Annotated in this window: 19 protein-coding genes; 7 read left to right on the forward strand and 12 right to left on the reverse strand. The window is 75.4% G+C overall.

Features of this window, described 5'->3' with window-relative positions:
- The first annotated feature begins 32 nt into the window (after positions 1-32).
- On the forward strand, positions 33-719 hold the full coding sequence (locus AC5RWQ_RS24150; RefSeq protein ID WP_494284940.1) for a DUF4142 domain-containing protein: 687 nt from the start codon (positions 33-35) through the stop codon (positions 717-719).
- A 49-nt stretch (positions 720-768) separates the two neighbouring features.
- Here the strand turns inward: AC5RWQ_RS24150 and AC5RWQ_RS24155 are convergent, their stop codons facing one another.
- Genes AC5RWQ_RS24155 through tsaB form a run of 4 tightly spaced genes read right to left on the reverse strand, consistent with a single transcriptional unit; the run spans position 769 to position 3,239 of the window.
- The gene (locus tag AC5RWQ_RS24155; RefSeq protein WP_494284973.1) at positions 769-1,023 is read right to left on the reverse strand and encodes a hypothetical protein; all 255 of its coding nucleotides are present in this window, start codon (positions 1,021-1,023) and stop codon (positions 769-771) included.
- Between the two features lie 22 nt (positions 1,024-1,045).
- Positions 1,046-2,092 (reverse strand): tRNA (adenosine(37)-N6)-threonylcarbamoyltransferase complex transferase subunit TsaD, encoded by a 1,047-nt coding sequence (gene tsaD, locus AC5RWQ_RS24160; protein ID WP_494284941.1) that lies wholly within the window; start codon positions 2,090-2,092, stop codon positions 1,046-1,048.
- Entirely contained in the window at positions 2,074-2,565 is a 492-nt protein-coding gene (gene rimI, locus AC5RWQ_RS24165; RefSeq protein ID WP_494284942.1) for a ribosomal protein S18-alanine N-acetyltransferase, read from the reverse strand. Before rimI ends, tsaD begins: the two co-directional genes overlap by 19 nt.
- On the reverse strand, positions 2,562-3,239 hold the full coding sequence (gene tsaB / locus AC5RWQ_RS24170; RefSeq protein ID WP_494284943.1) for a tRNA (adenosine(37)-N6)-threonylcarbamoyltransferase complex dimerization subunit type 1 TsaB: 678 nt from the start codon (positions 3,237-3,239) through the stop codon (positions 2,562-2,564). Before tsaB ends, rimI begins: the two co-directional genes overlap by 4 nt.
- 261 nt (positions 3,240-3,500) lie before the next feature.
- Here tsaB and AC5RWQ_RS24175 point away from each other — a divergent pair, with 261 nt between their 5' ends.
- A complete protein-coding gene (locus tag AC5RWQ_RS24175; RefSeq protein WP_494284944.1) occupies positions 3,501-4,238 on the forward strand; it encodes a helix-turn-helix domain-containing protein in 738 nt (245 codons plus the stop codon).
- 8 nt (positions 4,239-4,246) lie between these two features.
- On the opposite strand, the gene ung is transcribed toward AC5RWQ_RS24175, so the two are convergent.
- Genes ung through AC5RWQ_RS24205 form a run of 6 tightly spaced genes read right to left on the reverse strand, consistent with a single transcriptional unit; the run spans position 4,247 to position 9,640 of the window.
- Positions 4,247-4,948 (reverse strand): uracil-DNA glycosylase, encoded by a 702-nt coding sequence (gene ung / locus AC5RWQ_RS24180; protein WP_494284945.1) that lies wholly within the window; start codon positions 4,946-4,948, stop codon positions 4,247-4,249.
- 53 nt (positions 4,949-5,001) lie between these two features.
- On the reverse strand, positions 5,002-5,484 hold the full coding sequence (tsaE, locus tag AC5RWQ_RS24185) for a tRNA (adenosine(37)-N6)-threonylcarbamoyltransferase complex ATPase subunit type 1 TsaE (protein WP_494284946.1): 483 nt from the start codon (positions 5,482-5,484) through the stop codon (positions 5,002-5,004).
- The gene (locus AC5RWQ_RS24190) at positions 5,481-6,578 is read right to left on the reverse strand and encodes an alpha/beta fold hydrolase (RefSeq protein WP_494284947.1); all 1,098 of its coding nucleotides are present in this window, start codon (positions 6,576-6,578) and stop codon (positions 5,481-5,483) included. Before AC5RWQ_RS24190 ends, tsaE begins: the two co-directional genes overlap by 4 nt.
- The gene (gene alr / locus AC5RWQ_RS24195; RefSeq protein ID WP_494284948.1) at positions 6,575-7,693 is read right to left on the reverse strand and encodes an alanine racemase; all 1,119 of its coding nucleotides are present in this window, start codon (positions 7,691-7,693) and stop codon (positions 6,575-6,577) included. The genes AC5RWQ_RS24190 and alr overlap by 4 nt, the downstream gene beginning before the upstream one ends.
- A gap of 47 nt (positions 7,694-7,740) precedes the next feature.
- Complete coding sequence (locus AC5RWQ_RS24200) at positions 7,741-9,213, reverse strand: NAD(P)H-hydrate dehydratase (protein WP_494284949.1); 1,473 nt, start codon at positions 9,211-9,213, stop codon at positions 7,741-7,743.
- A 58-nt stretch (positions 9,214-9,271) separates the two neighbouring features.
- On the reverse strand, positions 9,272-9,640 hold the full coding sequence (locus AC5RWQ_RS24205; protein WP_494284950.1) for a holo-ACP synthase: 369 nt from the start codon (positions 9,638-9,640) through the stop codon (positions 9,272-9,274).
- Between the two features lie 174 nt (positions 9,641-9,814).
- On the opposite strand from AC5RWQ_RS24205, the gene AC5RWQ_RS24210 reads away from it, so the two are divergent.
- The gene (locus AC5RWQ_RS24210; protein WP_494284951.1) at positions 9,815-10,111 is read left to right on the forward strand and encodes a hypothetical protein; all 297 of its coding nucleotides are present in this window, start codon (positions 9,815-9,817) and stop codon (positions 10,109-10,111) included.
- Positions 10,108-11,769 (forward strand): alpha/beta hydrolase, encoded by a 1,662-nt coding sequence (locus tag AC5RWQ_RS24215; protein WP_494284952.1) that lies wholly within the window; start codon positions 10,108-10,110, stop codon positions 11,767-11,769. The genes AC5RWQ_RS24210 and AC5RWQ_RS24215 overlap by 4 nt, the downstream gene beginning before the upstream one ends.
- A gap of 69 nt (positions 11,770-11,838) precedes the next feature.
- On the opposite strand, the gene glmS is transcribed toward AC5RWQ_RS24215, so the two are convergent.
- Positions 11,839-13,752, reverse strand: coding sequence for a glutamine--fructose-6-phosphate transaminase (isomerizing) (gene glmS, locus AC5RWQ_RS24220; RefSeq protein WP_494284953.1), 1,914 nt, complete (start codon positions 13,750-13,752; stop codon positions 11,839-11,841).
- Positions 13,753-13,984: 232 nt separating this feature from the next.
- Here glmS and AC5RWQ_RS24225 point away from each other — a divergent pair, with 232 nt between their 5' ends.
- From AC5RWQ_RS24225 to AC5RWQ_RS24235, 3 genes are read left to right on the forward strand one after another with little or no spacing between them, the layout of a single operon-like run.
- Positions 13,985-14,941: an MmpS family transport accessory protein gene (locus tag AC5RWQ_RS24225; protein ID WP_494284954.1), complete on the forward strand. Its 957-nt coding sequence runs from the start codon at positions 13,985-13,987 to the stop codon at positions 14,939-14,941.
- A 31-nt stretch (positions 14,942-14,972) separates the two neighbouring features.
- Complete coding sequence (locus AC5RWQ_RS24230) at positions 14,973-16,169, forward strand: pyridoxal phosphate-dependent aminotransferase (RefSeq protein WP_494284955.1); 1,197 nt, start codon at positions 14,973-14,975, stop codon at positions 16,167-16,169.
- A complete protein-coding gene (locus AC5RWQ_RS24235; protein ID WP_494284956.1) occupies positions 16,166-17,275 on the forward strand; it encodes a threonine aldolase family protein in 1,110 nt (369 codons plus the stop codon). Before AC5RWQ_RS24230 ends, AC5RWQ_RS24235 begins: the two co-directional genes overlap by 4 nt.
- A gap of 13 nt (positions 17,276-17,288) precedes the next feature.
- Here the strand turns inward: AC5RWQ_RS24235 and AC5RWQ_RS24240 are convergent, their stop codons facing one another.
- A complete protein-coding gene (locus tag AC5RWQ_RS24240) occupies positions 17,289-17,888 on the reverse strand; it encodes a PadR family transcriptional regulator (protein WP_494284957.1) in 600 nt (199 codons plus the stop codon).
- Positions 17,889-17,891 lie beyond the last annotated feature (3 nt).

Here is a 17,891-nt window from a genome sequence, read left to right on the forward strand (position 1 = left end):
CACGTCGTCGGCCAGGGCACCGGACCCGTCGAATGGCGGTGCTGATCCTCACGATGCTGGCCGGGCTGGTCGTCCTGCCCGGCGTCGCCGTCGCCGCCCCGGCCAACCAGATGAACGCCGCCGACATGACCCTGCTCAACGGCGTACGACTCGCCGGGCTCTGGGAGATGCCGGCCGGGCAGATGGCCGCCGGAAAGGGCCAGAGCCCCCGGGTACGGGAGATCGGCGCGGAGATCGCCCGACAGCACGGCGTGCTGGACCAGCTGGTGGTCGACGCCGCCAACAGGCTGAACGCGACCCTGCCGACGGACCCCACCACCGAGCAGAAGGGGTGGCTGACCGAGATGCAGAACGCCACCGGGGCCCAGTTCGACCAGATCTTCGTGACCCGGTTGCGGGTCGCGCACGGAAAGATCTACCCGGTTATCGGCGCGGTCCGGGCCAGCACCCGCGACGCCACGGTCCGCAAGCTCGCCGATCAGGCGAACAAGTTCGTCAACGACCACATGGCGATGCTGGAGAGCACCGGGCTGGTCCGCTGGCAGCAGCTGCCGCCGGCCGCCATGCCTCCCGCGCAGAGCGACTCGCTGATCGCCGCCGCCCGGGCCGGCGCCACCGGGCCCGCCCCGGCGGTCAGCACCACCGTGGTCTGGGCGGTCTTCCTGCTGGCGCTGGGCACCGGCGGCATCGCCACGTACCGGATCCTGCGCCGCAGCTGACCGACGGGCGGCGGGCCGGCGGGAACGCTCCTGCCCGCCCGCCGTCGGGTCAGCGGTCGACCTGGGCGAAGTCCCAGGCGTGCGGCGGCCGGGCGACCAGCATGGCGGGCGGTTCCGGCAGCGACCGTGGGTTGCTCCGCCACTTGGAGATCACCACCACCCGGTGGTCGGTGGAGGAGAAGACCTCGCTGGACAGGTGCAGCGGGTCGTGCTCGAACCCGGGCAGCGCGGTGTCGCAGACCCAGGTGATCAGATCGGCGAACCCGTACGGCTCCGCGCGGGCCTCCCACATCCGGACGATCACGCCGGCCATCCCTTCCACACCCTCACACGCTGACCGTGGTCACCGGCATCGCCGAGTCGGCGGGCAGGTCCAGCCGGCTCGGCGCCACCCCGGCGGCGACCAGGTGCGACCCGAGCGCCGCGACCATCGCCCCGTTGTCGGTGCAGAGCCCGGGCCGCGGCACCCGCACCCGGATGCCGTACTTCTCCGCCCGCTGCTCGGCCATCGCCCGCAGCCGCGAGTTGGCCGCCACTCCCCCGCCGATGACCAGCGTCTCGACCCCGTTCGCCCGGCAGGCGGCCAGGGCCTTGCCGGTGAGCACGTCGCAGACGGCCTCCTGGAACGAGGCCGCCACGTCGGCCACCGGCACCGGCTCGCCGGCCCGCTGCCGGGCCTCCACCCAGCGGGCGACGGCCGTCTTCAGGCCGGAGAAGGAGAAGTCGTACCGGTGGGCCGCGAGGTCCTTGGCGGCGGTGAGGCCGCGCGGGAAGCCGATCGCCGCCGGGTCGCCCGCCCGGGCCTCCCGGTCGATGTACGGCCCGCCGGGGAAGGGCAGCCCGAGCAGCCGGGCGACCTTGTCGAACGCCTCGCCGGCCGCGTCGTCGATGGTCGCGCCGAGCGGGGTGACCCCGCGGGCCAGGTCGTCCACGAGCAGCAGCGAGGAGTGCCCGCCGGAGACCAGCATGGCGATCGCTGGCTCGGGCAGCGGCCCGTGTTCCAGGGTGTCCACGGCGACGTGCGCGGCGAGGTGGTTCACCCCGTACACCGGCTTCTCGGCGGCGAGCGCGTAGCCCTTGGCCGCGGCCACCCCGACCAGCAGCGCGCCGGCCAGGCCCGGGCCGGAGGTGACCGCGATCGCGTCGATGTCGGCGAGCGTCACCCCGGCCTCCTTCAGCGCCCGCTCCATGGTCGGCACGATGGCCTCCAGATGGGCCCGGCTGGCCACCTCGGGGACCACGCCGCCGAACCGGGCGTGCTGCTCGACGCTGGAGGCGAGCGCGTCGGCGAGCAGGGTGTGCCCGCGCACGATGCCGACGCCGGTCTCGTCGCAGGAGGTCTCGATGCCGAGGATCAGTGGTTCGTCAGCCATGGTCCGTTCCCGTTCCCGGTCGGTTCCGCGTCGCGCCGCATGACCAGCGCGTCGGTGTTGCTCGGTTGGTAGTAGCCGCGACGCACGCCGACCGGCTCGAAGCCGTACCCGGCGTAGAGGCGCTGGGCGGGCGCGTTGTCCGCGGCCACCTCCAGCAGCACGCTGTGAGCGCCGCGCCGGTCCGCCTCGGCGAGCAGGTCCTCCAGCAGGGCCCGGCCGATGCCGCGCCGCTGGGCGTCCCGGCGGACGGCGATGTTCTGCACCCACGCCTCGTCCGGCTGGACGGTCAGCCCGGCGTAGCCGAGCAGCGTGCCGTCGGCGTCGAGCGCCACCCGGTACCAGTGCCCGCTGGCCAGCTCGTTCCAGAACATCGCCGGGGACCACTGCTCGGCGCCGAAGAGGTCCGCCTCGATGGGCAGCACCTCGTCGATGTGCCACCAGCGGAACCGGTCGAGTCGTACCGGCCCACTCACGGCAGGACCGACTTGTGGGCGGTCGCCGCCACGGCGTCCGGGCGGCGCAGGTAGAGCGGGGTGAGCGGTTCGCTCGGCGCGCCCGCCCGGATCCGCTCGGCCGCCAGGCCGGCCAGCGCGGCGGCGTCCGGGTAGCGGGGTTCGGCGCGCAGCGGCAGCCCGAGCTGGTCGGCGTACCGGTGGGCGCCGTCACCGACCGCGACGGTGACGGCCAGGTCGCGGGCGCGTTCCGCGACGACCGCGGGGGCGTCCACGTTCGGCCCGGCGATCCGCTGGCCGGCGCCGTCGTAGACGGCCCAGTAGAGCTCCCGGCGGCGGGCATCGCTGGCGGCCAGGACCGGCTCGCCGGCCGCCACGGGGTGGCCGATGCCGTCGAGCGAGCAGACACCGTACGTGGGGATGCCGAGAACCTGCCCCATGGTGGCGGCGGTGACCAGCCCGACCCGGAGCCCGGTGAACGGGCCGGGACCGAGGCCGGCGACGATCGCGGCGAGGTCGCGCGGCCGGGCTTCGGCGTCGGCGAGCACCGCGTCGACCTGCGGGGCGAGCAGTTCGCCGTGGGCCCGGGCGTCGACCGTGCAGCGGTGCGCCCGCAGCGTGACGCCGTCCGCCGAAACGGCCACGAGCGCCGCGGTCACCGCGGGGGTCGAGGAGTCCACCACCAGTACGAGCACGGTATGCCAGCCTAGCCGCCCGCCCGTCACCCCGGGTCACCGCCCGCACGCCGGCCGCACCGCTCCTCCGGTCGACGGGCGCACCCGGCGGACGCGGGGCGGAACGGGCCGGTCGAGCGGGAAGGTGGCGGCGTACCGCACCGCACCGACATCACCCAGCGTGACGGCCGTGGCGGACGATTTCGCAACGAGCGGTATGACTGAGCGTCACAAATATGACGGAGAGGCATACCGCTCTCCGCGGAAAGTCATCCTGTGGTGATGACGGAGAGTCGCCTGGCCGCCCGGATCGCCGGCACGTTGCGCCTTGAGCGGGAGGCCCGGGGGCTGACCCAGCAGGCGCTGGCCACCCTGGCGGGGATGAGCCAGGGCGGCGTGGCCCGGATCGAACGCGGCGACCGGATGCCGAGCATCCCGCTGGTCGAACGGGTCTTCGCGGCCCTCGGCCTGCAACTCGCCGTCACGGTCGAGCCGCTCGACGCCCACCTGGACGCCCGGATGGACGAGCTGGCCGCCCGGCCGCTCGCCGAACGGATCGACGAACTCGGGCTGGACCGGGTGCTCGACCGGCTCGGCGACCTGCCGCACGTGCTCGCCGGCGGGACCGCCGCGGTGTTGCAGGGCGCGCCGGTGCCGGCGGACGGGGTGGAGATCGCGGTCCGGTGGTCCGACTCGGCCCGCTTCACCACCTGGCTGGACGCCGCCTACGGCCAACGCTGGAACGCCCGGTGGGGTGAGTTCGGCGGCCTGCGCCTGGAACCGGAGGAGCCCGGGGAGCACCGCTGGCAGACCCGGTACGGCGAGGTCCGCGCGCAGCTGTGCGACGAGCTGCCCGAGGCGATCGAGGTGCGGCACGACGGGCGGAGCTACCGGGTGGTGCCGCTGGTCACGGTGGAGCTGACCGACCCGCGCGCCGCCGACCTGCTGCGCCGGCACCGCCAGCGGCAGGCCGGCGACGCCGGCACCCGGTCGGCCGGGTCCGCCGGCTCAGCCGGCTGAGCGGCGGGTCAGCCGGCTGAGCGCTCCCAGTCGACGGTGGGCAGGCCGGCGTCGGCGAGCGCCTTGTTGGCCGCGCTGAACGGCCGGCTGCCGAGGAAGCCGCGCGGGTTCATCGGGCTGGGGTGCCCCGCCTCCAGCACCACGTGCCGGGCGTTGGTGACCAGGGCCGCCTTCTTGCGGGCGTACCCGCCCCAGAGCAGGAAGACCACCCGCTGCTCCGACGCGTCGAGGGCGCGGATGGTGGCGTCGGTGAACTCCTCCCAACCCCGGTTGGCGTGCGAGCCGGGGGTGGCCTGCCGGACGGTGAGCACCGAGTTGAGCAGCAGCACCCCCTGCGCCGCCCAGCCGTCGAGGTTGCCGCTGCGCGGCTTCGGCACGCCCAGGTCCTCGCCCAGCTCCTTGAAGACGTTGCGCAGCGACGGTGGCACCGTCACCCCCTCGCGGACGCTGAAGCTCAACCCGTGCGCCTGCCCCGCCCGGTGGTACGGGTCCTGCCCCAGGATCAGCACCCGGCACTGCTCCGGCCCGCACAGCCGGTAGGCGGAGAAGAGATCCTCCACCGGCGGGAAGACCGTCTGGGTGGCGTACTCCCGGGCGACGAACTCAGCCAGCGCCACGGTGCGGGCCGGGTCGAGGTGCGGGGTCAGCGCGGCACGCCAGGCCTCCGGCAGCAGCGCCAGCAGGTCGAGGGCGGGGGCGTCGTCGGGCATCGGCAACCTTTCGCAGTCGGTCCCGGCACTCTAGGCAGCGGGTACGACAGCGCTCAGCGCAGGGCTTCCAGGCGCCGCGCCCAGTCGCCGCCGACCGGTTCCAACGTGACCACCCGGGTGTCGTCGTCGCGCCGGTCGATCCGCACCCGCAGGTGCGCGTCGACCAGCTGCTCCACCAGCCCCTCGCCCCACTCGACCACGGTCACCGAGTCGTCCACCGAGGCGTCGAGGTCGAGGTCGTCGATCTCGGCGCGCGGGTCGCCCGCGTCCCCCAGCCGGTACGCGTCGGCGTGCACCAGCGCCACCGAGCCGCCCCGGGCCGGATCCGGCCGGTGCACCCGGGCGATCACGAAGGTCGGCGAGGTGATGTCGCCGAGCACCCCCAGCCCGGCGCCGACGCCCTGGGTGAGCGCGGTCTTGCCGGCGCCCAGCGGGCCGGTGAGCAGCAGCAGGTCGCCGGCGCGCAGCACCCCGGCCAGCCGCCGCCCGAACGCCTGCGTGTCCGCCACCGTCGGCAGGGAGACGGTCACGCTCACAGCGCCTCCAGGAACTGCTCCAGCGCGGCGTTGACCTCGTCGGCATGCTCCAGCATCACCACGTGCCCGCTGTCATTGATCTTGAGGTAGTCGGCGTGCGGCAGCCGACGCACGATCTCCTCCGAGTGGTTCACCGGGGTGATCATGTCCTTGTCGCCGACCACCACCAGCACCGGCGTGCCGCTCAGCGCGGCCAGCGCCGGGAAGCGGGAGTGGGTGGCGAGGGTACGCAGGTAGCGGGTGACCGTGTCGGCGGAGGTGCGGGAGTTCATCTGCTCCACGTAGGACACCAGCGCCGGGCTCGGCTTCGGGGTGCCGAAGCCGTACTTGCGGGTGAGCAGCCAGGCCACGTTGGACGTCGACCGGCGGGCCTTGTCGATCACCGTGCCGCCGTACCGGGTGGCGTTGCTCATCATGTAGAGCACCGGCGCGCCCACCCGCCCGAGCATCGCCGGGGCGACCAGCTTCGTCTCGGCGAGCAGACCGCCCGAGGTGGCCATCAGCACGGTGCCGACCACCCGGTCGCCGAACATCTCCGGGTAGAGCTCGGCGAAGGCCATGATGGTCATCCCGCCCATCGAGTGGCCGACCAGCACCAGCGGCCCCTCCGGGGCGGTCCGGTCGATGACCCGGCGCAGGGTACGGCCCAGCGCGGCCAGGTCGTAGTCGCCGGTCTCCAACCGCCCCGACCGGCCGTGCCCCGGCTGGTCGTACGCGACGACCCGGTAGTCGCCGCGCTCGGCGAGCATCTTGCGCTGGAAGTGGAAGGTCCCCATGTCCAGGCAGAAGCCGTGCACCAGCACCACGGTCGGGTGCCCCGGCACCGGCCGGGTCGGCTCCACCACCTCGACGTGGATGTCGGTGCCGTCCGGCATCTCCAGCCGGAACGACTCGTCGTACCGCTGCGCGCCGAAGACCTCGTCCGCGTACCGGTCGGCGGGGTCGCTCTTGAGCCGGCGGACCAGGACGCGCTCGCTCACCACGCCCGCGGCGAGCCCCGCGGCGGCTACGCCGACCGCAGCCCCGACCACGCCGGCGGCCCGGCCCACCGCGGTCCGCGGCCGGGGAATCCGGAACCGGGGCGACGGGCTCACGGCCGGTCTCCGTCATAGACCCGGGGCACCCGGCTGCTGCCGAACCGGGTGACGATCTCGTAGTTGATGGTGCCGACCGCGTCCGCCCAGTCGTCGGCGGTGGGCTCGCCGTCCGCGCCGCTGCCGAAGAGGGTGGCCACGTCGCCGGCGGCCACCGGGTCGTCGCCGCAGTCCAGCACGAACTGGTCCATGCAGACCCGGCCGGAGATGGTGCGCCGCTTGCCGGCCAGCCGCACCGGGCCGACGTTGGAGGCGTGCCGGGGCACCCCGTCGGCGTAGCCGAGCGGCACCACGGCCAGGTTCGCCTCCCGCTCGGTGGTGTACGTGTGGCCGTAGGAGACGCCGGTGCCCTCCGGGACCCGCTTGGCGAGCATCACCCGGGCCCGGGCGGTCATCGCCGGGCGCAGCCCGAAGGTGTCACCGGCCACCGGGGAGAGACCGTAGATCGCGATCCCCGGCCGGACCAGGTCGAAGTGGGTGTCCGGGCGGGTCAGCGTGGCCGCGGAGTTGGCCAGGTGCCGGTGCCGCGGGCGCAGCCCGGCCCGCTCGACCATGGCCAGCCCCTCGTGGAAGATCGCGAGCTGGCGGTCCGTGGTGGGGTGACCGGGCAGGTCCGCGTACACGAAGTGGCTCCACACGCCGACCACCTCGACCAGCCCCTCGGCCTGGGCCTTCGCGGCGGCCTCCAGCAGGTTCGGCCAGTCGGCGACGGTGGCGCCACCGCGCGACAACCCGGTGTCGATCTTGAGGTGGAGCTGGGCCGGGCGGTCCGCACGCCGGCTCGCCTCGATCATCTCGTCCAGCTGGGGCAGGCTGGCGGCGGCCAGGTCGACCCCCGCCGCGACCCCCTCGTGCAGCGGCAGCCCCGGCGACAGCAGCCAGGCCAGCACCGGCGCGGTGATCCCCGCCCGGCGCAGGGTCAGCGCCTCGTCGAGCGTGCACACCCCGAGCCAGTCCGCCCCGGCGTCCAGCGCGGCGTTGGCCGACGGGACCATGCCGTGGCCGTACCCGTCGCCCTTCACCACCGCCATCAGCTCGGCGCTGGTGCCCGCCCGGAGCCGGGCCACGTTGTCACGGATCGCGTCGAGATCGACGCGCACCTCGGCCTGCCACATGAACCCAGCCTACTTGCCCCGGTGATCACCCCAGGGCGGTCCGGGTCTCAGTCGACCAGCGGCGCGATCACCGGGCGCAGCGCGGCCGCCACGTCCGGCGCGGTCACCGGGCCGAGCCGGGCCGCCTCCCGCCCGGCCAGGCCGTGCAGGTACGCCGCGGTCGCCGCCGCCCGCTCCGGGGCCAGCCCGGTGGCCAGCAGCGAACCGAGCAGCCCGGCCAGCACGTCCCCGGTGCCCCCGGTGGCCAGCGCGGGGCTGCCGGTCGGGTTCACGTACGCCCGGCCATCCGGCGTGCCGATGATCGTCCGGTCCCCCTTGAGCAGCACCGTCGCGTTCATCCAGGCGGCCAGCCGCAGCACCGCGGAGACCCGGTCACCGCCCGGCTCCTCCCCGCAGAGCCGGCTGAACTCCCGGTCGTGCGGGGTGACCACGATCGGCGCGTCCCGACCGCGCAGCCGGTCGGCGAGCGAACCGTCCACCAGCAGGGTCAGCGCGTCCGCGTCCAGCACCACCGGGACCGGGGCGGCGAGCACCGCGCGCAGCTCGGCGGCGGCGTCCTCGCCGGTGCCCAGCCCCGAGCCGCAGACCCAGGCCTGCACCCGGCCCGCGTCGGCGACCCGGCCGGTGGCGATCACCGAGGGGTGGCGCCGGACGACCTCCTCGCGGGCGCTCCCGGCGTACCGGACCAGGCCGGTCGGGCCGGCGAGCGCGCCGCCCACCGAGAGCACCGCCGCGCCCGGGTAGGTCGCCGAACCGGTGGCCACCCCGACCACGCCCCGGCTGTACTTCTCCGAGGCCGGACCCAGTTTCGGCCACCACTCGACCACGTCCGACCACTCGGTCACCCGCAACGCCGGGGTGCCGCGCAGCCACGGGCCGAGCCCGATGTCGACCAACTCGATGTGCCCGGCCAGCGGGGCGGCCGGGCCGAACACCAGCCCCGGCTTCAACGCCCCGAAGGCCACCGTCACGTCGGCGCGGACCGCGACGGGCCGGCCCGACGCGGACAGCGGCACCCCGCCGGTGTCCACCGCCACCCCGCTCGGCACGTCCACCGCCACCACGGTCGCCCGGTCGCCATTGCGGCCGGACAGCTCGGGCAGCCGATCGGCGAGCCGGTCGGCGGCCTCCCGCAGCCCACCCGTGCCACCGATCCCGACGATGCCGTCGAGCACCAGGTCGACCGTGGCCGGCGGCGCGTCGACCAGCCGCCCCCCGGCGGCCCGCAGCGCCGCCAGCCCCTCGGCGTGCGCCCGGCCCGGAGTGAGCGGCAGCGCCGACACGGCGGCCCCCCGGCCGGCCAGCAGGGCGCCGGCGTAGAGGGCGTCACCGCCGTTGTCGCCGGTGCCCACCAGCAGCAGCACCCGGGCGCCGTACACCCCGCCCCGGTCGGCGAGCAGCAGCGCGCAGCGCCGGGCCAGCCCGGCGGCGGCCCGCTTCATCAGCGTTCCGGGCGGAAGGGTGGCCATCAGGCCGGCCTCCGCCGCGCGTACGTCCGCGACCCGCCACACCGGTTTCATGCCACCCGAGTCCCATCCGTCACCCGTACGGGCGGACCGGCCGGCCCGCCCGGTGAGATCATCGTTCCGCCACCACCATCGCCGAGGCGATCCCGCCGTCGTGGGACAGCGAGAGATGCCAGCGGTTGACCCCGCGCTCGGTGGCCGCGGCGGCGACCGTGCCGGAGACCGTGAGCCAGGGGCGCCCGTCCGGGTCGGGCACGACCTCGCAGTCGTGCCAGCTCAACCCGGCCGGCGCGCCGAGCGCCTTGGCCACCGCCTCCTTGGCCGCGAACCGGGCCGCGAGGGACTCCGGCGAGCGCGGGTTGCCGGAGCGGGTGTACCGCTCCGACTCGGTGAAGAGCCGGTCGGCGAGCAGCGGCGTCCGGGCCAGGGCCCGGGCGAACCGCTCCACCAGCACGACGTCGATACCGACCGCGACGATCACCAACCCACCCTACCGGCGGGCCGGGCGGCAGATTAGCCACCGGGGACGCGGTGGGCAACGCCTGTGGAAAACCGGAGGGTACGACCACCGCCCGCCGTCCACAGGGCCGACCGGACGCCCGGTGGGCCGCCTAGCGTCGGCCGGGTCGGGTCACGGGGCGGAGGGGGCGCGGGCATGACCGAGGAGCGGGTGCGGGTGGACCCGGAGGTGCTGCGCCAGGTGGCGGGCGGGCTCGCCGCCGAGGCGTACGGGCTGGCGCACGGCCTCGCCGACGTGCCGGGGCTGGTGGTGGCGGCGCCGCAGTGGCGGGCCGGCGCCGCCCTGGTCCGCTGGGAGTCGGCGGCGCACGCGTGGCTGGGTGCGCTCGGCGCCCGGGTGGCGGAGACCGCTGGCGCCCTGCGCGCCGCCGCCGACGAATACGAGGCGGTGGACGACCGGGCGGCCGGTCGGCTCGCCGGCCTGCCCCGGTGACCGGCTACGCGCGGCTGTGGGGCGCCGCCCCCGCCGGGTGGAGCGACGCCGGCGCGGCCTGGCGCGGGCTGACCGCTCCGGTCACCGGGCGGCGCGCGGCACTGCGGGGCGGGGCGACCACCCTGCGCGCAAGCTGGTCGGGCGGGGCCGCCGCGGCGGCCGACGGGCGGCTCGACACGCTCCGGGGCGAGCTGACCGGGGTGCTGCCGGCCCTGGTCGAGGCGGATCAGGTGCTCGCCGAGTTCGCTGTCCGGCTGCGGGCGGCGAAGGGGCGGCTGGCCGATGCGGTGGCGCTGGCCGAGCGGACCGGGGTGCTGATCGACCGGGACGGCAGGGTGCGGCCGGGCCCCCTGCCGGCGGTTCAGCCGCCGGTGTGGCGCGGACCGGAGGCGGGGGCCGTTCCGGGCGCCGGCGTGGGTCCGGTTGGCGTGGGTCCGGTTGGCGTTGGCGGTCAGGCGGCGGTGGCGCAGGTGGCCGCCGCGCTGCGCGACGCGCTGGCGCTGGCCGACGCGGCCGACCGGGAGGCGGCGGCGCGGTTGGACGAGCTGTCCGGCGCGGCCCGTGCGGGCTGGACCGCACCACCGCCGCCGGGTCGGCCCGCGCCGGGTGCCCCGGCCGCCGAGATCGCGGCCTGGTGGGCGGGGTTCACCCCGGCGCAGCGGCGGTGGCTGGTGGCGCACGAGCCCCGGCTGGTCGGGCGCCTCGACGGGCTCCCGGCCGCCGCGCGGGACCAGGCCAACCGGCTGACCCTGGCCGCCCGCAGGGAGGTGCTGCTCGCCCAGCGGCGGCGGCTGGCGGGCCGGTTCCCGCGCGGGCCGGTCGAGCAGGCCGGGCTGGCCCGGCTGGACCGGAGCCTGGCCGGCGTCGACGCGCTGGCCGAGCGGCTGGCGGCGGCCGGGCCGCCCCGGGCGTACCTGCTCAAGGTCGACCCGGCCGGCGACGGGCGGGCGGTGGTGGCGCTGGGCAACCCGGACCGGGCCGGCCAGGTGCTGACCTACGTGCCCGGAATGACCAGTGACCTCGCCGACGCCCCGGGCGAGCTGGGCCGGGCCGGGCGGGTGCTCGGGCGGTGCGCCGCGCTCGCCCCGGGCACGGAGGCCGCGGCGGTGCTCTGGCTGGACTACGACGCGCCCGACTTCGTACACGAGGCCGCCTGGCCGGCCCAGGCCCGGGAGGCCGGCCCGGCGTTGCACCGCTTCCAGGAGGGGTTGCGCGCCGCTCACGAGGGGGCGCCGGCCCGGCAGACCGTGCTCGGGCACAGCTATGGCTCGGTGGTGGTGGGCGCCGCCGCCCGGGACCACGGGCTCGACGCGGACGCCCTGGTCTTGGTGGGCTCGCCCGGCGTCGGGGTGGAGCGCGCCGAGGCGCTGCGCCTGCCGCCGGAGCGGGTCTGGGCGAGCACCGCGCCGGACGACGTGATCCGGCTGGTCCGGCCGCCCGCCGAGCTGGCCGGCCGGGCGGCCCTCGCCACCTCCCCGTTGGCCACCGCGGTCTCCCTGCTCGCCCCGTCCGGGCACGAGCTGTGGTTCGGCCACGATCCCAGCGACCCGGGCTTCGGCGGTCGCACCTTTCCCAGCGGCCGGTACGGCCACACCGGCTACTGGGACCCCGACAATCCGGCGCTCGACGGGATGGCCCGGATCGTGCTGGGCCGATGACGCCGGGAGACGGCCGGGCCCCGCCGGCCGTGGGTACGGCGGGCGGGGCCCGGTGTGCGTCCGGCGCGATTACTCGACGGTGACCGACTTCGCCAGGTTGCGCGGCTGGTCGACGTCGTGCCCGCGAGCCGCGGCGATCTCGGCGGCGAGCACCTGCAGCGGCACCGTGGTCACCAGCGGGGCCAGCAGCGTCGGCGTCCGCGGCACGTAGATCAGGTGGTCGGCGTAGCGGACGACCGCCTCGTCGCCCTCCTCCGCGATCACGATGGTCCGGGCGCCCCGGGCGCGGACCTCCTGAATGTTGGAGACGACCTTGTCGTGCAGCATGCCGCGGCCGACCGGCGACGGCACCACGCAGATCACCGGGGTGCCCTTGTCGATGAGCGAGATCGGGCCGTGCTTGAGCTCGCCGGCCGCGAAGCCCTCGGCGTGCATGTACGCCAGTTCCTTGAGCTTCAGCGCGCCCTCCAGGGCCACCGGGTAGCCGACGTGCCGGCCGATGAAGAGCACGGTCGGCTCGGACTTCAGCTCCCGGGCCAGCTCGCGGACCGGCTCGATCCGGTCCAGCAGCTGGCGGAGCTTGCCCGGCATCTCCTGGAGCTGGGCCACCACCGCGCCGACCTCGTCGGCGAACTTGATGCCCCGGACCTGGGCCAGGTGCAGGCCGATCAGGTAGCAGGCCACCAGCTGGGTGAGGAACGCCTTGGTGGAGGCCACGGCGATCTCCGGACCACCGTGGGTGTAGAGCACGGCGTCCGACTCGCGCGGGATGGTCGAGCCGTTCGTGTTGCAGATGGCCAGCACGCGGGCCTTCTGCTCCTTGGCGTGGCGCAGGGCCATCAGGGTGTCCATGGTCTCGCCGGACTGCGAGATCACCACGATCAGCGTGGACCGGTCGAGGACCGGGTCGCGGTAGCGGAACTCGCTGGCCAGCTCGACCTCGCAGGGGATGCGGGTCCAGTGCTCGATGGCGTACTTGGCGACCAACCCGGCGTGGTAGGAGGTGCCGCAGGCGACGATGAAAATCTTGTCGACGTCGCGCAGGTCCTGGTCGCTGAGGCGGACCTCGTCGAGGGCGATCTCACCGGTTTCGGTGAGCCGGCCGAGCAGCGTGTCGGCGATCGCCTGCGGCTGCTCCGCGATCTCCTTGAGCATGAAGTAGTCGTAGCCGCCCTTCTCGGCGGCCGATACGTCCCAGTCGATGTGGAAGTCCTTGCCGGCGGCGGGCTGGCCGTCGAAGTCGGTGATCTCGATGCTCTCGCCGGTGATCAGCACGATCTGGTCCTGGCCGAGCTCGACCGCCTCCCGGGTGTGCTCGATGAACGCGGCCACGTCGCTGGCCAGGTAGTTCTCCCCCTCGCCCCGGCCGACCACCAGCGGCGAGTTGCGCCGGGCGCCGACCACCGCGCCGGGGATGCCGGCGTCGACGGCGAGCAGGGTGAACGCGCCCTCGAGCCGCCGGCAGACCACCCGCATGGCGGAGGCGAGCAGCTGCGGGCTGTCGGCCTCGCCGGCCGCGCGCAGTTCGGCGAGCGCGTGGGAGAGCAGGTGGGCGGCGCACTCGGTGTCGGTGTCGCTGACGAACTGGACGCCGTCGTCCTCCAGCTCGGCGCGGAGCTTGGCGAAGTTCTCGATGATGCCGTTGTGGATCACGGCGACCCGGCCGTCGGGGGCCAGGTGCGGGTGGGCGTTGCGGTCGGTCGGACCGCCGTGGGTGGCCCAGCGGGTGTGGCCGATGCCGGTGGTGCCGTCGCCGATGCCGATCGGGCTGGCGGCGCAGTCGGCCGGGTTGCTGGCGGCGCGCTCGGAGAGCACCTTCTCCAGATTGGCCAGCTTGCCGGCCTTCTTCTCGGTCAGCAGCTCGTCGTCGCAGACGATGGCCACGCCGGCCGAGTCGTAGCCGCGGTACTCCAGCCGCCGCAGTCCGTCGAGCACGATGCCGAGTGCCGGGCGTGCGCCGGCGTAACCCACGATTCCACACATGGTTGGCAGCCTAACCCAGCTTCGCTCATCTCGCGTGCTCGGAAGTCCGGCAAACAAGCACTGAATCTGAGCGATCGGTCGGTCACCGGCGGCAGTCGGACAAACGGCCCGGCGCTCCGGCCCATCGTCCCCGCCGAACGGGGTTGCGGCCCCCGCGTCCGGTACGACACTCTCTCGGCGGATCCGGCACGTCCCTGGGACGGTCCGTCATCACACCCCTCCCGGAGCAGACATGTCCGATACCTCACCGCCCGCCGAGCCGTCCTCCCCCGGCCCGTCGACCCCCGAGCCCGCCGCCACCGCGCCGAGCCCCGAGCCCTCCCCGGCCCCGCCCGCGGACCCGACGGCGCCGCCGCCCGGCTCGCCCCACGCCTGGACCCCGCCGGATCCGCTCGCCGCACCGCAGCCCTGGATGGCTCCCGACTCGTGGTCGGCCTCGCCGCCGGGCGCCCCGACGCACGCCGGCGGCGGGATGCCCACGACCCCGGGCCCATGGCCTGTGCCGCACCCGGCGCCGGCCGGCCCGCGTCCCGCCGCCCCGCCCGGCATGCCGATCGGGTACGGCCAGCCACCCGCCGCCCCGGCCGGCCTGCCCATCGGGTACGGCCAGCCGCCCGCCTACGGATACCCGCACCCCGGGTACCCGCCGGCCGGCGGCTCGTCGAGGAACAGTGGCCGGGTGGTGGGCATCGTCGTCGCGGTGGTCGCCGCGCTCGCCCTCGCCTTCTGCGGCTGCCTCGGGGTGGGCGGCGCGCTGGTCGGGCGGCACCTGCCCGGCCCGGCCGTCGACGACGACACCTCCTACGACGCCGACGACCCGTACTACTACGAGGAGGAGGGCGAGGACCCGGTGCCCGCCTGGACCCCGCCGACTCCCAGCCAGCCGGCGAGTCCCGCCGCCTCCCCGTCCTCCAGCCGGGGCAGGTACGCGGTGACCTACGAGGTGACCGGCCCGGGCGGGGCCAACCTGCAGTGGTACGACGCGAACGGCGAGTTCATCCGCCAGGAGGGGGTACGCCTGCCCTGGCGGCAGCGGATCCGCACCGACGACCTGGGACGGGTCATGGTCATCGCCGCCAACCTCACGGACGGTGGGACCATCCGCTGCTCGACCACGGTGACCGGCCGCACGCCGGTGACCGACGCGGGTGAATGGCAGGCGACCTGCACCGGCAGATCGGCCAACTGAACGGATGCCCTGGCCCCGTAGGCTGGCCCCCGTGACGACACCCCCCGATGTCGACCCGCTCGTCGCCCGGATGCGGCCGTTCGGGACGACGATCTTCGCCGAGATGTCCGCGCTCGCCGTCCGGACCGGGGCGGTCAACCTGGGGCAGGGTTTCCCGGACACCGACGGCCCGCCGGAGATGCTGGCCGCCGCGGCCGAGGCGCTGCGCGGCGGGCAGAACCAGTACCCGCCGGGTCCGGGGATCCCCGTGCTGCGCCGGGCGATCGCGGACCACCAGCGCCGCTTCCACGGTCTGGAGTACGACCCGGACGGCGAGGTCGTCGTCACCGCCGGCGCCACCGAGGCGATCGCCGCCAGCATCCTCGCCCTCTGCGAGCCGGGTGACGAGGTGGTCTGCTTCGAGCCGTACTACGACTCGTACGCCGCCTCGATCGCGCTGGCCGGCGCGGTCCGACGGCCGGTGACGCTGCATCCCGGGGACGACGGCCGGTACGCCTTCGACCCGGCGGAGCTGCGCGCCGCCTTCGGGCCACGGACCCGGCTGGTGCTGCTCAACTCCCCGCACAACCCGACGGGCAAGGTCTTCACCCCCGGAGAGCTGGCCCTCGTCGCCGAGCTCTGCCGGGAGCACGACGCCTACGCGGTCACCGACGAGGTCTACGAGCACCTGGTCTTCACCGACGCCGCCACCCCGCACGTGCCGCTGGCCACCCTGCCCGGGATGCGGGAGCGGACGCTGCGCATCTCGTCGGCGGGGAAGACCTTCTCCTGCACCGGGTGGAAGGTCGGCTGGGCGAGCGGGCCGGCGGCGCTGGTCTCGGCGGTGCTGCGGGTCAAGCAGTTCCTCACCTTCGTCAACGCCGCCCCGCTGCAACCGGCGGTGGCCGTGGCGCTGGGCCTGCCCGACGCCTACTTCACCGGGTTCCGCGACGACCTCGAGCAGCGCCGGGACCAGTTGGTCGCCGGGCTCGGCGACGCCGGGTTCGAGGTGCTGACGCCGGAGGGGACGTACTTCGTCACCGCCGACGTGACCGCGCTCGGCGGCCGGGACGGGGTGGAGTTCTGCCGCTCGCTGCCCGAGCGCTGCGGGGTGGTGGCGGTGCCCACCCAGGTCTTCTACGACGACCCGGAGGCCGGCCGGCGACTGATCCGGTTCGCCTTCTGCAAGCGCCCCGAGGTGCTGACCGAGGCGGTCACCCGGTTGCGCCGGCTGGCGGCGGTCCGATGACCGGCGGGTACGCCGAGCGGGCCCGGCAGATCACGGCGTTGCGCGGCTGCGACCGGATCCTGACCCGCGCCCGGCCCACCTCGGTTCACGACCAGCTCGCGGTCATGCGGTCCACCGCCGACCCGGACGGCCTGCCGGACATCTACGGCGAGGGCGGCGCGGTGGCGGCGGTGGAGCGCCGGGTGGCCGAGTTGCTCGGCACGGCGGACGCGGTCTTCTTCCCCACCGGCACGATGGCCCAGCAGGTCGCCATGCGGTACGGCGCCGAGGTGACCGGCCGCAGCGCCGTCGGCCTGCACCCGCTGAGCCACCCGTTGGTGCACGAGCGGGACGCGTACGCGGTGCTCGGCGGGCTGCGCGCGGTGCTCACCACGCAGGCCGCGCGCAACCCGGACGCCGACGAGGTGGCCGCGCTGGCCGAGCCGATCGGCACCCTGCTGCTCGAACTGCCGCTGCGCGACGCCGGTTTCGTGCTGCCGAGTTGGGACGAGCTGACCGCGACGGTGGCGGCGGCCCGCGACACGGGGGCCCGGGTGCACGCCGACGGGGCCCGGCTGTGGGAGTCCACCACCCACCTCGGGCGCCCGCTGCCCGAGGTGGCGGGGCTCTTCGACAGCGTCTACGTCTCGTTCTACAAGTCCCTCGGCGGCATCTCCGGGGCCGCGCTGGCCGGTGACGAGGCGCTGGTCCGCTACGCCCGGGCCTGGCGGCACCGCTACGGCGGGCAGGTCTTCCAGCAGTGGCCGGCGGCCCTGTCCGCGCTGGCCGGGCTCGCCGAGGAGCTCCCCCGGCTCGCCGGATACGTGGCGCACGCCCGTACCGTCGCCGCGGCGCTGGCCGAGCTGCCCGGCGCCGTGGTGTTCCCGGCGCCCCCGCACACCCACCAGTTCCGGCTCTGGCTGCCGCACCCGGCCCGGCTGCTCGACGAGGCGAATCTCGCCCTCGCCGAGGAGGAGAAGGTGTGGTTCGCCGGCGGCTGGCAGGACACCGATCTGCCCGGCCTGGCGATGACCGAGGTGACGGTGGCCGGCCCGGCGCTGGAGTTCGACGCCGCCGCCGTGGTCGAGGTGGGCGAGCGCTTCCTGGGCCGGGTCGCCGCGGCCTGACCGCTCCGGCGGGTCAGCCGGCCGCGCGTGCCGCGCCCGGCTCCTCGGTGGACGTCTCGGCGGGGCGCGCGGCGAGCTGGCCGAGCAGCGCGCCGCCGTCGGCGAGCAGGACCGACTCGGCGTCGTCAACGAAGGCGAGGTCCGCCTCGACGTGCCGAGCGGCGGCGGCGAGCAGCAGGCCGACCACCGCGTCCTCGGCGCGGCGCCGCAGCCCGTCGAGGTTGCGCAGCTCGCGCATGAGGTGGCCGCGCTGATTGCTCAGGACCGTCCGCACGATCGCCGCCTCGCCGGAGCGGGCCGCGGCGGTGACCTTGAGGAAGAAGTCGTCCCGGAAGCCGCCGCTGCGCGGGCTGGGTTCGGTGAGCCAGCGGTCCAGCTCGACCCGGCCGCCGTCGGTGATCTCGTAGACCACCCGGTCCGGCTTGACGGGTTGGGCCTGACGCTCGGCGACCACCAGGCCGTCCCGGGACAGCCGGTCGAGGATCTGGTAGAGGTGCCCGATGTTCAGCGGGCCCCACTGCGGGCCGACCGCCTGCTCGAAGGCGCCCTTGAGCTGGTAGCCGTAGCTGGGGCCGCGGGCGAGCAGGGCCAGGACCGCGTGCTGGATCGCCACCGT

Source organism: Micromonospora sp. BS32, assembly GCF_059089345.1.

Excerpts from the sequence above, each read along its gene's own strand:
- AC5RWQ_RS24150 (WP_494284940.1), top strand. The coding sequence starts at position 33 with ATGGCGGTGCTGATCCTCACGATGCTGGCCGGGCTGGTCGTCCTGCCC.
- tsaD (WP_494284941.1), bottom strand. The coding sequence starts at position 2,092 with ATGGCTGACGAACCACTGATCCTCGGCATCGAGACCTCCTGCGACGAG.
- AC5RWQ_RS24175 (WP_494284944.1), top strand. The coding sequence starts at position 3,501 with ATGACGGAGAGTCGCCTGGCCGCCCGGATCGCCGGCACGTTGCGCCTT.
- ung (WP_494284945.1), bottom strand. The coding sequence starts at position 4,948 with ATGCCCGACGACGCCCCCGCCCTCGACCTGCTGGCGCTGCTGCCGGAG.
- alr (WP_494284948.1), bottom strand. The coding sequence starts at position 7,693 with ATGTGGCAGGCCGAGGTGCGCGTCGATCTCGACGCGATCCGTGACAAC.
- AC5RWQ_RS24200 (WP_494284949.1), bottom strand. The coding sequence starts at position 9,213 with ATGAAACCGGTGTGGCGGGTCGCGGACGTACGCGCGGCGGAGGCCGGC.
- AC5RWQ_RS24210 (WP_494284951.1), top strand. The coding sequence starts at position 9,815 with ATGACCGAGGAGCGGGTGCGGGTGGACCCGGAGGTGCTGCGCCAGGTG.
- glmS (WP_494284953.1), bottom strand. The coding sequence starts at position 13,752 with ATGTGTGGAATCGTGGGTTACGCCGGCGCACGCCCGGCACTCGGCATC.
- AC5RWQ_RS24225 (WP_494284954.1), top strand. The coding sequence starts at position 13,985 with ATGTCCGATACCTCACCGCCCGCCGAGCCGTCCTCCCCCGGCCCGTCG.
- AC5RWQ_RS24235 (WP_494284956.1), top strand. The coding sequence starts at position 16,166 with ATGACCGGCGGGTACGCCGAGCGGGCCCGGCAGATCACGGCGTTGCGC.